This is a genomic window from Methylobacterium currus (genome assembly GCF_003058325.1).
Lineage (GTDB): Bacteria > Pseudomonadota > Alphaproteobacteria > Rhizobiales > Beijerinckiaceae > Methylobacterium > Methylobacterium currus.
On sequence record NZ_CP028843.1, the window covers coordinates 4,635,760 to 4,651,443 of the forward strand.

The following is a 15,684-nucleotide window of genomic DNA, read 5'->3' on the forward strand; positions in this document are numbered from 1 at the left end:
TGCGGGGCCCTCGGGCCCCGCACCCACGACACGCCCCCGTGACACGATCGAGAACGAGCAGGCAGGATCGGGCCGATGAACGTACCCCGCACCAGCACCAAGCCGGCGAAGCGCACCCGCGAGGTGACGCCGCTGCCGGCGACCCTGGCGCCGCTGGCGGCCGGACCGCGAATCTACAACCTGTTCCCCCTCCTGGTCGGCCGGGTCTCGGCCTGGACCGCCGAACTGCCCCGCATCGCGGAACTCGGCTTCGACTGGGTCTACCTCAATCCCTTCCACCAGACCGGCGGCTCGCGCTCGCTCTACGCCGTCGCCGACCCGGACCGGCTCGACGAGCGCCTGCGCGACCTCGACGGCACCCCGGACGACGAGCAGATCCGCCGCTTCTGCGAGGCCGCCGCCGGGCACGGCCTGAAGATCATGACCGACCTGGTGGTGAACCACGCCGCCAATGACGGGAAGCTCGCCCACGAACGCCCGGACCTGTTCGTGCGCGACGCCTCCGGCGCGCCGGTGAGCCCGCACGCGGTCGATCCCGACGATCCGACGAAGATCACGGTCTGGGGCGACCTCGCCGAGTTCGACTACGTCGCCGCCGGCCCGCGCACGGCGCTGACGGAATTGTGGAACGGCTACATCGCCCGGCTTCAGTCCTTGGGCGTCGCGGGCTTCCGCTGCGATGCCGCCTACAAGGTCCCTCCGGACGTGTGGCGCAGCCTGATCGCCGCCGCCAAGGGCCGCGACCACGCGGCGCTCTTCGCCGCCGAGACCTTAGGGTGCACCTTCGAGGAGGCGCGGGCCACGGCGGAGGCCGGGTTCGACTACCTGTTCAACTCCTTCGCCTGGTGGGACCTGAAGGCGCCCTGGGCCCTGGAGCAGTACGAGCGCCTGCGCATCCTGGCGCCCTCGATCGCCTTCCCGGAGAACCACGACATGCCGCGGCTGGCGGCCTCGCTGGAGGGCGGGCGCGAGGCGGTGGCGGCGGACCTCAAGAGCCGCTACGCGCTCGCCGCCTTCTTCTCGGCCGGCGTGCTGATGCCGATCGGCTACGAGTGGGGCTACGCGAAGCCGCTCCACGTCGTCGAGACGACTCCGGAGAGCCGCGAGCACCAGACCGGCATCGACATCTCGGGCTTCGTCGCGGCGATCAACCGCCTGCGCGCCGACCTGCCGGCGGCGAATGTCGAGGGCGCGCAATGGCGCCTCTCGGCCCCCGACGCGTCCTACGTGGCGTTGATCCGGATCGATACCGGCCATCCCGGCTCGGCCGAGAACGCCGTGATCGTGCTGCACAACCCGACCGACCGCCCCGTCGCGGTCGACCCCGCACCCTTGATCGCCGGCTCCGGCGGGGAATTCGGCCCGTTCCAGGACCTGACGCCCGAGGCCGCGCCGCTGGTCTTCCGCGCCGACCAGTCGATCGGCCTGGAGCCCCGCGCGGTGCGCATCCTCGCCGCCCGCCGCATCGGCGCCATGCGGCGGCCGCGCCGCACCACCCCGAGCGGGGAGGGGCGGGTGATCATCGAGGCGGTGAGCCCGGAGATCGATGGCGGCCGCTCGGCGATCAAGCGGGTCGTCGGCGACCAGGTCCATGTCGAGGCCGACATCTTCACCGACGGGCACGACGTCATCAACGCCGCGGTCCTGTCGCGGCTGGCCGGCGAGTCCGAGTGGCGCCGCGACCCGATGCTGTTCGTCGACAACGACCGCTGGCACGGCCATTTCCCGCTCACCCGCAACGCCCGCTACGAGTATACGGTCGAGGCGTGGCGCGACGACTTCTCGTCCTGGCTGCGCGGCCTGGAGAAGAAGCGCAACGCCGGCATCGACGTGCGGCTCGAGACGCAGGAAGGCGTCGGCCTCGTCAGGCGCGCCGCCGCCCTCGCCGAGGGCAGCGACGCCGCCGCGCTGAACGCGCTCGTGGCGGCGCTCGAGGCCGACGAGCCCGGATCGGCGGCGCAGCTCCACCGCCTGCTGGAGCAGACGGCGCTGATCCACCGCAACTCGGAGAGGGTGAACCTCTCGCGCTATCCGGTGGTGCTGGAGGTTTTCGCCGACCGGCTCGCGGCCCGGTTCTCGGCCTGGTACGAGATCTTTCCGCGCTCGCAATCGGGCGATCCGAACCGCCACGGCACCTTCGACGACGTCATCGCCCGGCTGCCCGAGATCCGGGAACTCGGCTTCGACGTGCTCTACTTCACGCCGATCCACCCGATCGGCCGCACCAACCGCAAGGGCAAGAACAACTCGCTGAAGGCCGGTGAGGGCGATGTCGGCTCGGTCTACGCCGTCGGCGCCGAGGAGGGCGGCCACGAGGCGGTGCACCCCGACCTCGGCACCCTCGACGACTTCCGTCGCCTCGTCGCCGCGAGCCACGCCCACGGCATGGAGGTGGCGCTGGACTTCGCCATCCAGTGCTCGCCGGACCATCCCTGGATCAAGCAGCATCCAGAATGGTTCGACTGGCGCCCAGACGGAACGATCAAGTTCGCCGAGAACCCGCCGAAGAAATACGAGGACATCGTCAACGTCGACTTCTACCGCGAGGGCGCCTTCCCATCGCTGTGGATCGAGCTGCGCGACATCATCGTCGGCTGGGTCGAGCTGGGCGTGAAGATCTTCCGGGTCGACAACCCGCACACCAAGCCGATCCCGTTCTGGGACTGGATGATCCGCGACGTCAACGACCGCTATCCGGACGTGCTCTTCCTCGCCGAGGCCTTCACCCGGCCGAAGATGATGAAGAAGCTCGCCAAAGCCGGCTTTCAGCAGAGCTACACCTACTTCACCTGGCGCAACACCAAGGAGGAGCTGGCGGCCTACGCGACGGAACTCGCGGGTGAGATGGGCGAGTATTACCGCCCGAACTTCTTCGCCAACACGCCGGACATCAACCCGGTCTTCCTCCAGACCAGCGGCCGGCCGGGCTTCATCATCCGCGGCACGCTCGCCGCCACCCTGTCCAGCGTCTACGGCATCTATAACGGCTTCGAGCTGTGCGACGCCGCCCCGGTGCCCGGCAAGGAAGAATATCTCGACTCCGAGAAGTACGAGCTGAAGGCCTGGGATTATTACCGGCCCGGCAACATCCGCGACCACATCATCGCGCTGAACCGCATCCGCCGCGAGAACCCGGCCCTCTGGGATTTCCGCAACGTCGTCTTCACCCCGGCCTGGAACGACCAGATCCTGGCCTACCTGCGGATGACGCCGTCGGGCGACAACGCGGTGTTCTGCATGGTCAATCTCGATCCGCGCAGCCGCCAGGAATGCACCTACGAGGTGCCGCTCTGGCAGTTCGGGCTGCCCGACGACGGCGCGGTCGAGGTCGAGGACCTGTTGCAGGGCTTCACGTTCGAGCTGCGCGGCAAGACCCACCGCATCGCCCTCGACCCGGCCGAGCGGTCGGTGGTGATCTGGCGCCTTCGCCGTCCCGACCGCCTTGCGGCGACCGGCGGCGCGTGGCAGCACGGGGGCGCCTAGTTTCGTCCGTCCGGTGCGGTCCCCCGCACCGGACATCTCGGCCCCCGAACTCTCCCCGGCGCCCCGCGTTGAGCCCAAGCCACTTGAGCCCAAGTCCCGCGACACCCGCCAACCCGGCGCCACGACCCGATCGAATGAGGCTCTGACGCGATGATCGATCGCAGCGATCCGCAATGGTACCGTGACGCCATCATCTACCAGGTGCACGTCAAGTCCTTCTTCGACGCGAACAACGACGGCATCGGCGACTTCGACGGCCTGACCGCGAAGCTGGACTATATCCGCGACCTCGGCGTCACGGCGATCTGGCTGATGCCGTTCTATCCCTCGCCTTTGCGCGACGACGGCTACGACATCGCCGATTACCGCGACATCAACCCGTCCTACGGCACGATGGACCAGTTCCGCACCTTCGTGGACGAGGCCCATGCCCGCGGCCTGCGGGTCATCACCGAGCTCGTCATCAACCACACCTCGGACCAGCATCCCTGGTTCCAGCAGGCCCGCAACGCCCCGAAGGATTCGGAGTGGCGCGACTTCTACGTCTGGTCGGACACCGACGAGAAGTACACCGACACCCGCATCATCTTTCTCGACACCGAGGCCTCGAACTGGACCTGGGATCCGGTCGCCAAGGCGTATTACTGGCATCGCTTCTACTCGCACCAGCCCGACCTGAACTTCGACAACCCGAAGGTTCTCGAGGCGGTGATCGAGGTGATGCGGTACTGGCTCGACATGGGGGTGGACGGGTTGCGCCTCGACGCGATCCCCTACCTGATCGAGCGCGACGGCACGAACTGCGAGAATCTCCCTGAGACCCACACGGTCATCAAGAAGATCCGCGCCGCCCTCGACGAGTCCTATCCCGACCGGATGCTGCTCGCCGAGGCCAACCAGTGGCCGGAGGAGACCGCGCAGTATTTCGGCGAGGGCGACGAATGCCACATGGCGTTCCACTTCCCGCTGATGCCGCGGATGTACATGGCGATCGCGCAGGAGGACCGGCACCCGATCACCGACATCATGCGGCAGACGCCGGAGATCCCGGAGGGCTGCCAATGGGCGATCTTCCTGCGCAACCATGACGAGCTGACGCTCGAGATGGTGACCGACAAGGAGCGCGACTACCTCTGGAGCTTCTACGCCGCCGACCGGCGCGCCCGCATCAATCTCGGCATCCGCCGCCGCCTCGCGCCCCTGCTCGAGAACGACCGGCGCAAGATCGAGCTGATGAAGTTCCTGGTCCTCTCGATGCCCGGCACCCCGGTGCTGTACTATGGCGACGAGATCGGCATGGGCGACAACATCTATCTCGGCGACCGCGACGGCGTGCGCACGCCGATGCAATGGTCGCCGGACCGCAACGGCGGCTTCTCGCGCTCCGACCCGGCCCGCCTGTTCCTGCCGACGATCCAGGACCCGATCTACGGCTTCGACGCGGTCAACGTCGAGGCGCAGACCCGCGCCCAGACCAGCCTGCTCAACTGGACCCGGCGGATGATCGCGATCCGCAACAACCACGTCTCGCTCGGGCGCGGGGGCCTGCGCTTCCTCTATCCGGACAACCGCAAGGTGCTCGCCTGGATCCGCGAGCACGACAACGAGCGGGTGCTCTGCGTCGCCAACCTGTCGCGGGCGCCGCAGGCGGTGCAGCTCGACCTGTCGGACCTGCGCACGGCGGTGCCGGTCGAGCTGACCGGCGGCACCTCGTTCCCGCCGATCGGCGACCTGCCGTACCTTTTGACCATGCCGGCCTACGGCTTCTACTGGTTCTCGCTCTCGACCGCGAATGCCGGCACGATGGGCCCGAGCCCGGAAGCGCCGGAGCTGTTCACGCTGGTGCTGACCGGCGGCGTCGAGACCCTGATGCGGGGCCGGGAGCGCCAGGCCTTCGAGCGCACCGTGGCGCCGCGCTTCATCGGCTCGCGGCGCTGGTTCGGCGCCAAGGGCACCCGCATCCGCGGGGTCGAGGTGGTCGACAGCGCGATCCTGCCGAGCTTGAGCGGCACCGGCGGCTTCCTCCTGCCGCGCATCGCGGTCTCGCTGGCCAGCGGTGAGACCCAGGACTACTTCGTGCCGCTCGCGGTCGACGAGGGCCGCGAGGACGAGTCGCTGATGGACCACGCGGTCGCCCGGGTGCGCCGCGGGCCGCGGATGGGCCTCCTCTACGGCGCCGCCTCCTCGGTCGACTTCGCCCTCGCGATGGTCGACGCGATCCGCAACAATCGCGAGATCGCGTCCGAGAAGGGCAGCATCCGCTTCCAGGCGACCTCGCTGTTCGACCCCGAGCTGGACCTTGACCCGGCCGACATCCGCCGGCTCTCGGCGGAGCAGAGCAACACCTCGATCGCTTTCGGCTCGCGGCTGATGCTCAAGCTGCTGCGCCGGCTCCAGCCAGGCAGCCATCCGGAGGTCGAGGTCGGCCGCTTCCTCACCGAGGAAGCCGGGTTCAAGAACACGCCGGCGCTGCTGGGCGTGGTCGAGCATGTCGGGCCGGACGGCACCGCGACGGCGCTCGGCCTGCTCCAGGCCTTCGTGCGCAACCAGGGCGATGCCTGGACCCTGATGCTCGAATACCTGCGGCGCGACCTCGACACGATCGTGCTGGTGCCCGAGAGCGAGGCGCACTCCCCGGAAGAGACCTTCGCCACGCATCTGCGCTGGGCCGGGCTGCTCGGCCAGCGCACCGCCGAGATGCACAAGGCGCTCGCCACCGAGACCGACGACCCAGCCTTCGCGGCCGAGCCGTTCACGGGCGAGGATCTGTCGGCGCTCGCCGCCGACACGCGGCGCCAGGCCGAGAAGGCCCTGCGGGCCTGCGCCTCGCTCGGCTTCACGGCTCCCGAGAGCGCCCAGGAGGCGGCCGCCGCGATCGTCGCCGCCAAGGCGGAGATCGAGGCGCTGATCGCCTCCCTGAGCCGGGGCGCTCCGCAAGGCGCCCACCGCACCCGCATCCACGGCGACTATCATCTCGGCCAGGTGCTCGCCTCGCAGGACGACCTCATCATCGTCGATTTCGAGGGCGAGCCGTCGCGGCCGGTGGACGAGCGCCGGGCGAAGTCGACGCCCCTGCGCGACGTCGCCGGCATCCTGCGCTCGTTCGCCTATGGCGGCGAGACCGTGACCCGCGAGGTCTCCTCGCGCTTCGCCGAGGCCGGCGAGCGGGCGAAGACCGCCGTCGCCGCCTGGCGCCAGATGGTGAGCGGGGCCTTCCTGGAGGCCTATGCCGCAACGGTGCAGGGCAGCCGCGCCGCCGTCACCGACGAGGCCACCCACGACCGCCTGCTGCGGCTCTGCCTGCTGCAGAAGGCACTCTACGAGATCGATTACGAGGCCAACAACCGCCCGGACTGGATCGAGATTCCGGCCCGCGGCGTGCTGGCCATCCTGGCCGACCAGAAAGGGGCGTGACCCATGGACGACGAGACCAGCGCCCGGAAGCCGGCCGCTCGCCGGCGCCAGACCGACCGCAGCCTCGAGACGCGCGTGACCGAGACCGTGAAGACCGAGAAGCCCGGCAAGGCCGCGAAGGTGAAGGCCACCCTGGTGGCGCCGGTGACCGTGACGGCGAAAGCCGGCAAGGAGTTGGACGGTAAGACGGGCAAGAAATCCTCCGGCGGGTCAAGCCGCAAGGGTGTCGTCAAGCAGGTTTCGCTGCGCGTCGCCGCGATGCAGGCAGCGGCGTCGCCCCGGGTCTCCGGGCCGGTGCCGGGCCGCCCGGCACGGCCGCCGGTGCCGGGCCGGGCCTACGCGGTCCATCCCGACGCCGTCGAGGCGATCATGCGCGCCGAGCACGGCGATCCCTTCGGGGTGCTGGGTCCCCACGAGACGGGGGACGGCCAGTGGGAGGTGCGCGCGGTGCTGCCGGAGGCCCGCGCCGCCACGGTGGTGATCGGCGAGAACCGCGTGCCGATGGAGCGGCGCCACCCGGCCGGCTTCTTCGTCGCGAGCTTCCCGCACGGGCAGCGGCCCGATTACCGCATCGCGGTCGAGGGCTGGGACAACACCGAGCGCACCCGCCGCGATCCCTACGAGTACGGCGCCACCCTGACGCAGGGGGAGATCGGCCTCTTGCGCGACGTCGGCAACGACGCGGTGCACCGGGTGCTCGGCGCGCAGGCCATCGAGATCGGCGGCACGCCGGGCTTCCGCTTCGCGGTCTGGGCCCCGAATGCCCGCCGGGTCTCGGTGGTCGGCGACTTCAACGACTGGGACGGCCGGCGCCACCCGATGCGGCTGTGGCAGGATGGCGGCGTCTGGGAGCTGTTCATCCCCGAATTGAAGAAGGGCGGCCACTACAAGTTCGAGATCCGCGGCCCCGACGGCGCGCTCCTGCCGCTCAAGGCCGATCCGGTCGCCTTCGCGGCGCAGCAGCCGCCCGAGACCGCCTCGCGCCTCGAAGGCCTGCCGGCGCCGGTCTGGCGCGACCAGGCCTGGATGCAGAGCCGCAACGCCCTCGACCACCGCCACGGCCCGATCTCGATCTACGAGGTCCATCTCGGCTCGTGGGCGCGGGTACCGGAGGAGGGCAACCGCTACCTCACCTATCGCGAGCTCGCCGGGCGCCTGATTCCGTATGCCAAGGAGATGGGCTTCACCCATATCGAGCTCCTGCCGATCACCGAGCACCCGTTCGACGGGTCCTGGGGCTACCAGCCGGTCTCGCTCTACGCGCCGACCAGCCGCTTCGGCTCGCCCGAGGATTTCTCGGAATTCGTCAACGCGGCGCACGAGGCCGGCATCGGCATCCTGCTCGACTGGGTGCCGGGCCACTTCCCCCTCGACGCCCACGGCTTAGGCCAGTTCGACGGCACCCACCTCTACGAGCACGCCGACCCGCGCCAGGGCTTCCACCAGGACTGGGGCACCTACATCTACAATTTCGGGCGCACCGAGGTCTCGGCATTCCTCGCCTCGAACGCCCGGTTCTGGCTCGAGCATTACCACCTCGACGGCCTCAGGGTCGATGCGGTGGCGTCGATGCTCTACCTCGACTATTCGCGCCGGGCCGGCGAGTGGATCCCGAACCAGTACGGCGGCAACGAGAACCTCGACGCGATCGACTTCCTGCGCAAGACCAACGAGGCGACCTACAGCCACGCCCCCGGCACGATGACGGTGGCGGAGGAATCGACCTCCTGGCCGGGCGTCTCGCACCCGACCTATACCGGCGGCCTCGGCTTCGGCTTCAAGTGGAACATGGGGTGGATGCACGACACCCTGCGTTTCATCTCGAAGGAGCCGGTGCATCGCCGCTACCACCACCACGACCTGACCTTCGGGCTGCTCTACGCCTTCTCCGAGAACTTCATCCTGCCTTTGTCCCACGACGAGGTGGTGCACGGGAAGGGCTCGCTCCTGGGCAAGATGCCGGGCGACCGCTGGCAGAAATTCGCGAATCTGCGCGCCTATTTCGGCTTCATGTGGGGCCATCCCGGCAAGAAGCTGCTGTTCATGGGCGGCGAGTTCGGCCAGGAGAAGGAGTGGAACCACAACCAGAGCCTCGACTGGCACCTGCTGGAGGATCCGTTCCATGCCGGCCTCAAGGCGCTGGTGCGCGACCTGAACCACCTCTACGCCGCGACCCCGGCGCTCTACGCCCGCGACACCGAGGCCGCGGGCTTCCAGTGGCTGGTGTCGGACGATGCCGAGAACAACGTCATCGCCTGGGCCCGCAAGGGCCGCGAACCGAGCGAGGTCGCGATCGTGGTCTCGAACTTCACCCCCGTGGTGCGCCACGGCTACCGCATCGGCGTGCCGATGGCCGGGCATTACCGCGAGGCGTTCAACTCGGACGCCGAGGGCTATGGCGGCAGCAATGTCGGCAATTACGGCGGGGTCGACGCGGTGGCGGAGGCGTCTCACGGCCAGGACCACTCGCTGACCCTGTCGCTGCCGCCGCTCGCCACGCTGATCCTGGTGCGGCAGGGCTGACGGCCCCATGGCCGGCACGGCCCGGAATGGCCGCGCCGGTTCTCGATCGCTCCGGCTTGCGCCGGGGCGCGCCTCTTGCGAAGCGTTGCGCCTCGAATCCCTCCGGTTGAGGCCTCCGCATGACCGTCCCGCCCCTGCCCGATACGATGCCGCCGGTGAGCCGCGAAGCGGCCGGGGTGCTGCCGAGCGGCATCGGCGAGCTCGTGGCCTACGGCGTCGAGCGGCCGGGCCTGATCCCGCTCTGGGTCGGGGAGGGCGACCGGCCGACGCCGGCCTTCATCGGCGAGGCGGCGCAGCGGGCTCTTCGCGATGGCGCGACCTTCTACACCCGGATGCTCGGCATCCCGCCCCTGCGCGAGGCCCTGGCGGAGTACGTCACGCGGCTCTACGGCGATCCCGTCGGGCCGGGGCGGTTCTTCGTGACGGTGGGGGGCATGCACGCCTTCCACACCGCGATCCGCATCGCCGCCGAGCCCGGCGACGAGGTCGTGCTGCCGACCCCGACCTGGTCGAACTTCTTCGGCGCGGTCGCGATGCAGGGTGCGCGGCCCGTCCCCGTGCCGATGCAGTTCGATGCGGCGGCCGGCTGGAGCCTCGACATCGCCCGGATCGCGGCGGCGATCACCCCGCGCACCCGCGCCATCGTGCTGAACACCCCGGCGAACCCGACCGGCTGGGTCGCGACGAAGGGAGACCTCGAGGCGGTTCTGGCGATCGCCCGGCAGCATCGGCTCTGGATCGTCGCCGACGAGATCTACGGCCGGTTCTGCTTCGATCCGGCGCACGAGGGTTTAGGCCGGGCGCCGTCGATCCGCGACGTCTGGCAGCCCGAGGACCGCGACCGGGTGCTGTTCGTCCAGACCTTCTCCAAGAACTGGGCGATGACCGGCTGGCGGGTCGGCTGGTTGGAGGGGCCCGAATCGATCGGGCGGATCGTCGACGGGCTCGTCCTCTACGGCACGTCCGGCGTCGCCACCTTCCTCCAGCACGCCGCCGTCACGGCGATCCGGGAGGGCGAGGCGCTGGTGGCCGAGCAGGTGGCGCAGGCCCGGGCCGGCCGCGAGATCGTCTGCGGTGCCCTGGGTGCCGTGCCGGGCGTCGAGCTGCCCGCGCCGCCCGGCGCCTTCTACGCCTTCCCGAGGGTGCCGGGCGAGCCGGACGACGTCCGCCTCGCCAAGCGCCTCGTCGACGAGGCCGCTATCGGCCTCGCCCCCGGCTCGGCCTTCGGGCCCGGAGGCGAGGGATTCTTGCGGCTGTGCTTCGCCCGTTCCGCGGCAGACCTCACCGAAGCGATGCGGCGGATGGTGCCGGTGCTGAGCGAGCGGTAAGCACGTCCCGTCTGCACCTCTCTTCCGTCATCCCGGGTTCCGCGGCGCGGCCCCGGATGACGGGGAGGGTGGCCCAACTCACCGCTTGCGCACGAATTCCGTGCGCAGCACCAAGCCCTTGATCGTGTCGTGGCGGCAATCGACCTCGTCGTCGTTGTCGGTGAGGCGGATCGAGCGGATCACCGTGCCCTGCTTGAGGGTCTGGTTGGCGCCCTTGACCTTCAGGTCCTTGATCAGGGTGACGGAATCGCCGTCGCTCAGGAGGTTGCCGGAGGCGTCGCGCACCTCCCGGGTCGCGGCGGCCTTCATCTCGCCGGCGGGGCGCCACTCGCCCGTCGCCTCGTCATACACGTAATCGTCGTCGGCAGCCGTCACGCGCGTTCGTCCTCCGTTGCGTGGGCGTTGTCGCCGCTGTGAGCCGCCTGCCGCAAGGGCCGGTCCTCAGATAACCGGTAAGCCGCGCTGCTTGGCCTCCTCGGCAGGCTCGACGTGGATCGTCACCACGGCGCCCTCCACCGCGCCTTCGATCGCCGCCTCGAGCCGGTCGCAGATCGCGTGCGACTCCGCCACCGTCATCTCCCCCGGCACCACGAGGTGGAAGTCGATGAAGGTGACCTGGCCGGCGTGGCGGGTGCGCACGTCGTGGGCCTCCAGCGCGCCTTCGCCGTGCTCGGAGATCAGCCGGCGGATCTGCGTCACCATCTCGGTCGGCGCCGCTTGGTCCATCAGGCCGCTGACCGAGTCGCGCACCATGGCGCCGCCCGACCACAGGATGTTGAGCGCCACCACCACGGCGATGACCGGATCGAGGATCATCCAGCCGGTCGCGGTGGCGAGCCCCAGGCCGATCAGCACGCCGCCGGAGGTGAACACGTCGGCCAGCACGTGCTTGCCGTCCGCCACCAGGGCCGGGGAGCGCCAGTCGCGACCGCGCCTGACCAGCATCATGCCCCAGACCAGGTTGATCACCGTCGCCAGGCCGTTCACCGCCACGCCAAGAAGCGGCGCGTCGAGGGCCTTGGGGGCCTGGAGCGCGTCGTAGGCGTCCCGCAGGATCATCACGGCGGCGACGATGATCAGCGCGCCCTCGATCACCGCCGAGAAGTACTCGGCCTTGTGATGGCCGTAAGGGTGGTTCTGGTCGGCCGGCTGCGCGGCGACGCGCAGGGCCACGAAGGCGGTCATCGCCGCCACGACGTTGATGATGCTCTCGAGGGCGTCCGAATAGAGCGCGAGGCTCCCGGTGATCCACCAGGCGCCGAACTTGAGGGCGAGCACCAGGAGGCCGACCCCGGCGCTGGCGAGGGCGGCGGCTTGCGCACGTTCCATGACGATGTTCCGAAAGTGGTCGTGGCCGCGTCGCGGGAGGGGCCCGGTGCGGCGCGGCGCCGCTCCCTTAAGGCGACATCGGCCGGAAGGCCACGGCACAGGTCATAGCCCGGGCTAAATGCGTCTCACCGCATCCCCGCCGATGTTCAGGCGCATCCCTGGACGCAGCCGGCGCGGGCAAAGCGCGGAACCTTGGCGTGGGCCCGCGCATTGCCTGTTTCATGAGCATCGCCTTCGTTCGCGAGAAGGAGGGCGGGGAGGCCTTCGAGGATCTTCCCGACCGTCCCGTCTCCCCGCACCCGAACTTCGTCACGCCGGAGGGCCTCGCCCTGATCGACGCGGAGCTGGACCGGCTGCATGCCGAGCATGCCGGCCTGTCGCCCGACGACAAGGCGAACATGGCGCGGGTGAACCGCGACCTGCGCTACTGGACCGCCCGGCGCAACTCGGCCCAGGTGGTCGAACAGCCTGGGGGCGACACCGTGCATTTCGGCTCGACCGTCACCATCGCGCGCGAGGACGGGCCTGAGCAGACCTTCCGCATCGTCGGCGAGGACGAGGCCGACCCGGCCAAGGGCTCCATCGCCTACGTGGCGCCGCTCGCCCGGGCGCTCACCGGCAAGCAGGCCGGCGAGACCGTCGAGGTGGCCGGTCACGAGGTGGAGATCGTCTCGGTCCGCTGACGCGGAACCCGTCCCTCGATCAGGTCGCGTTCGCGGGCGATGGCATCGCCGACGAAATCGAGGAAGGCCCGCACCCGGGCGGCCCGGCGCAGGTCCGGATGGGTGAGGAGCCAGAGCCCGGCGGCGAGGTCGGGCTCCGGGTCGGAGAGCCGCACGAGGCCCAGCCGGCGGTCGCCGATGACGCAGGGCAGGGGCCCGATGCCGATCCCGGATTCCACCGCGTCCGCCAGGCCCTGCACGGTGTCGAGGCGCAGCACGATGCGCTCGGGATTCGTGCGCTCCTGCACGTAGCGCGCGGCGGAGGCCGCCCCGAGCCGGGGCGCCGGCGAGACCCAGCGTTGTGCGGCGAGGGGGCTGCCCCGGTCGAGGTCGGCCCGGCCGTAGAGCGCCCAGGCGATGGTGGCGAGGCGCCGGCCCACCAGGGTGTCGGGCGGGTCGTTAGTCGCGCGCAGCGCCACGTCGGCGTCGCGCTTGGCGAGGTTGAGCGCCTGCTCCGACACCACCACGTCGAGGCGCACCTCCGGGCAGCGGGCGCAGAACGCCGCGAGGATCGGGGTCAGGAGGCCGTTGAGGAGCGAGGCCGCGGTGGTGATGCGCAGCTCGCCGGCGGGGCTCAGGCCCTGGCCCTCGATCCGGCGGGTGAAGGCCAGCACCTCCTCCTCCATCCGGGCGGCAATGCGGGCCATCTCCTCGGCGGCCGGCGTCGGCACGTAGCCGGTGCGGTGGCGCTCGAACAGGGGCGTGCGCAGGGCCGCCTCGATCTGGCCGAGACGCCGGAAGGCGGTGGAATGGTTGATGCCGAGCCGCTCGGCGGCCTGGGTCAGGCCGCGCTGGTCGGAGATGGCCTTGACCAGCCGGAAATCGTCCCACGCGAGGGTGGCGGTCACGTCGTCAGGCTCCTGACCTTGCATGCGTGCAAGCGCGGGCTTGCACCATAGGCCATTTTCCGCGGGTCCGCGATCCGCGATGGTCCGCACCGCGCACCGACAGGAGATCACGCGATGGCGAAGGTTCTGGTCCTCTACTACTCGACCTACGGCCATATCGAGCAGATGGCCTACGCGGTGGCCGAGGGCGTGCGCGAGGCCGGCGCCGAGGTCGTGGTGAAGCGGGTGCCCGAGCTGGTGCCGGAGGAGGTCGCCCGCCAATCGCATTACAAGCTCGACCAGGCGGCGCCGATCGCCACCGTGGACGAGCTGCCCTCCTACGACGCGATCATCTTCGGCACGCCGACCCGCTACGGCAACATGGCCTCGCAGATGAAGAACTTCATCGACCAGACCGGCGGCCTGTGGGCGAAGGGCGCCCTCGTCGGCAAGGTCGGGGCGGTGTTCACCTCGACGGCCTCCCAGCATGGCGGCCAGGAATCGACGATCCTGAGCTTCCACACCGTGCTCTTGCATCAGGGCATGGTGGTGGTCGGCCTGCCCTACAGCTTCCAGGGCCAGCTCGGCACCGCCGAGGTGATGGGCAATTCGCCCTACGGCGCCTCCACCATCGCGGGCGGCGACGGCAGCCGCCAGCCGAGCGCGGTCGAGCTGGAGGGCGCCCGCTTCCAGGGTCGCCACGTCGCCGGCATCGCGGCGAAGCTCGCCGGCTGAGGCCTTTCGCCAAAGAAAAAGCCCGGACGGTGTCCGGGCCCTGATCAAGAAAAAGGCCCAGCGCAGCTGGGCCTTTGAGGCGGAAGGTCGATGGGGGCTTAGGTGACCTTCTAGGCTCGAGAAACGCGGATCCCACAGGGTCGGTTCCACGAGATCCGAAAAAAAGTCGTCAGCCGATCGCCAATCTCGGCCGCCGGATCACCGCGGCGCGGCAGCCCGCGCGAGCCGGTCGCGGATCGCCTCGCCGAGCCCGTGCTCCGGTATCGGCGTCACCGCGATCGTCGCCGGGCCGGCGGCGTCGAGGCGGCGCAGATGCGCGAAGAGGTGGGCGGCCGCCTCCGCGAGGTCGCCGGCCGGGCTGAGATTGAGCGAGAGCGCCGCGTCGTCGAGCCCGTCCGGCGGGACGGGGCCGAACAGCAGGGCGGCCTCGCCCGGCCGGATCCGCGCCGCATCGAGGCGGACGGCGGCGCGGGGCGCATAATGCGAGGCGAGGAGCCCCGGAGAGACCGGGGCCGCCCCGTCCGGCGCGCTCGGCATGGCCAGTTCCCGCCCCAGGATCGCCTCGATGGCGTCGCGCGGCACGCCGCCCGGACGCAGCAGCACCGGCGGGCCGTCGAGGCAGGCGACGATGGTCGACTCGACCCCGATCGGGCAGGGCCCGCCATCGAGCACGCCTGCGATCCGGCCGTCGAGGTCGCCCAGCACGTGATCCACCTCCGTCGGGCTGACCCGCCCCGAGCGGTTGGCCGAGGGCGCCGCCACAGGGCAGCCTGCCGCCGCCAGCACCTTCCGGGCGAGGGCACTGCCCGGCACCCGGAGCGCGACGCTCGGCAGCCCGGCCCGGGCGAGGTCGCAGACGCGGGCCGTGCCGGCCAGAGGCACCACCAGGGTGAGGGGGCCGGGCCAGAAGGCCTGCGCCAGACGCAGGGCCTCCGGGCCGAAATCGCCCTCGCGCCGGGCCGCCGCGAGGTCGGGCAGGTGGGCGATCAGCGGGTTGAAACGGGGCCGCTCCTTGGCGGCGTAGATTCCCGCCACCGCCGCCGGATCGCCGGCATCGGCGCCGAGGCCGTAGACGGTCTCGGTGGGGATCGCCACCAGCTTGCCGGCGCGCAGAAGGGCGCCGGCCTCCTCGATGCCCGCGTCATCGGCGGCGAGGCGGCGGGTCGGCATTGACCCGCGATCATCGTTCACGTCTAAACTATCCGTCACCATGCCGCCGGCCGTAGGTCGGCGGCATCCGTACGTCAAATCCAAAGGGTGGTTGCCGGGGGTCCGCGCGGCGGGCTCGCCCGGCGAAGCCGCCTCGCTTTCCGTCGGGAGGAG

10 protein-coding genes are annotated in these 15,684 nt (G+C 70.5%); 6 read left to right on the top strand and 4 right to left on the bottom strand.

Features of this window, described 5'->3' with window-relative positions; translation table 11 throughout:
• The first annotated feature begins 75 nt into the window (after nt 1–75).
• The 4 genes from DA075_RS21505 to DA075_RS21520 all read left to right on the top strand — a co-directional run bounded on the left by DA075_RS21505 (nt 76) and on the right by DA075_RS21520 (nt 10,748).
• Complete coding sequence (locus DA075_RS21505) at nt 76–3,483, top strand: maltotransferase domain-containing protein (protein ID WP_099954960.1); 3,408 nt, start codon at nt 76–78, stop codon at nt 3,481–3,483.
• Nucleotides 3,484–3,633: 150 nt separating this feature from the next.
• Nucleotides 3,634–6,897 carry a maltose alpha-D-glucosyltransferase gene (treS, locus tag DA075_RS21510; protein WP_099954961.1) on the top strand — a complete coding sequence of 1,088 codons (3,264 nt, stop codon included), beginning with the start codon at nt 3,634–3,636 and terminating at the stop codon, nt 6,895–6,897.
• A gap of 258 nt (nt 6,898–7,155) precedes the next feature.
• Nucleotides 7,156–9,420, top strand: a complete 2,265-nt coding sequence (glgB, locus tag DA075_RS21515; protein ID WP_099956722.1) for a 1,4-alpha-glucan branching protein GlgB — start codon at nt 7,156–7,158, stop codon at nt 9,418–9,420.
• Between the two features lie 119 nt (nt 9,421–9,539).
• On the top strand, nt 9,540–10,748 hold the full coding sequence (locus DA075_RS21520; RefSeq protein WP_099954962.1) for a pyridoxal phosphate-dependent aminotransferase: 1,209 nt from the start codon (nt 9,540–9,542) through the stop codon (nt 10,746–10,748).
• Between the two features lie 78 nt (nt 10,749–10,826).
• Here the strand turns inward: DA075_RS21520 and DA075_RS21525 are convergent, their stop codons facing one another.
• Nucleotides 10,827–11,057 carry an alkylphosphonate utilization protein gene (locus tag DA075_RS21525; protein WP_414468156.1) on the bottom strand — a complete coding sequence of 77 codons (231 nt, stop codon included), beginning with the start codon at nt 11,055–11,057 and terminating at the stop codon, nt 10,827–10,829.
• Between the two features lie 132 nt (nt 11,058–11,189).
• Complete coding sequence (locus DA075_RS21530) at nt 11,190–12,077, bottom strand: cation diffusion facilitator family transporter (protein WP_099954964.1); 888 nt, start codon at nt 12,075–12,077, stop codon at nt 11,190–11,192.
• 221 nt (nt 12,078–12,298) lie between these two features.
• Here DA075_RS21530 and greA point away from each other — a divergent pair, with 221 nt between their 5' ends.
• On the top strand, nt 12,299–12,760 hold the full coding sequence (greA, locus tag DA075_RS21535) for a transcription elongation factor GreA (protein WP_099954965.1): 462 nt from the start codon (nt 12,299–12,301) through the stop codon (nt 12,758–12,760).
• Here greA and DA075_RS21540 read toward each other — a convergent pair.
• Entirely contained in the window at nt 12,730–13,647 is a 918-nt protein-coding gene (locus DA075_RS21540) for a LysR family transcriptional regulator (RefSeq protein ID WP_210206996.1), read from the bottom strand. The two genes, greA and DA075_RS21540, sit on opposite strands and share 31 nt — an antisense overlap.
• Before the next feature lie 114 nt (nt 13,648–13,761).
• Here DA075_RS21540 and wrbA point away from each other — a divergent pair, with 114 nt between their 5' ends.
• Entirely contained in the window at nt 13,762–14,361 is a 600-nt protein-coding gene (wrbA, locus tag DA075_RS21545; protein WP_099954967.1) for an NAD(P)H:quinone oxidoreductase, read from the top strand.
• 198 nt (nt 14,362–14,559) lie between these two features.
• On the opposite strand, the gene DA075_RS21550 is transcribed toward wrbA, so the two are convergent.
• Nucleotides 14,560–15,531, bottom strand: coding sequence for an L-threonylcarbamoyladenylate synthase (locus DA075_RS21550; RefSeq protein WP_244936271.1), 972 nt, complete (start codon nt 15,529–15,531; stop codon nt 14,560–14,562).
• Nucleotides 15,532–15,684: the final 153 nt, after the last annotated feature.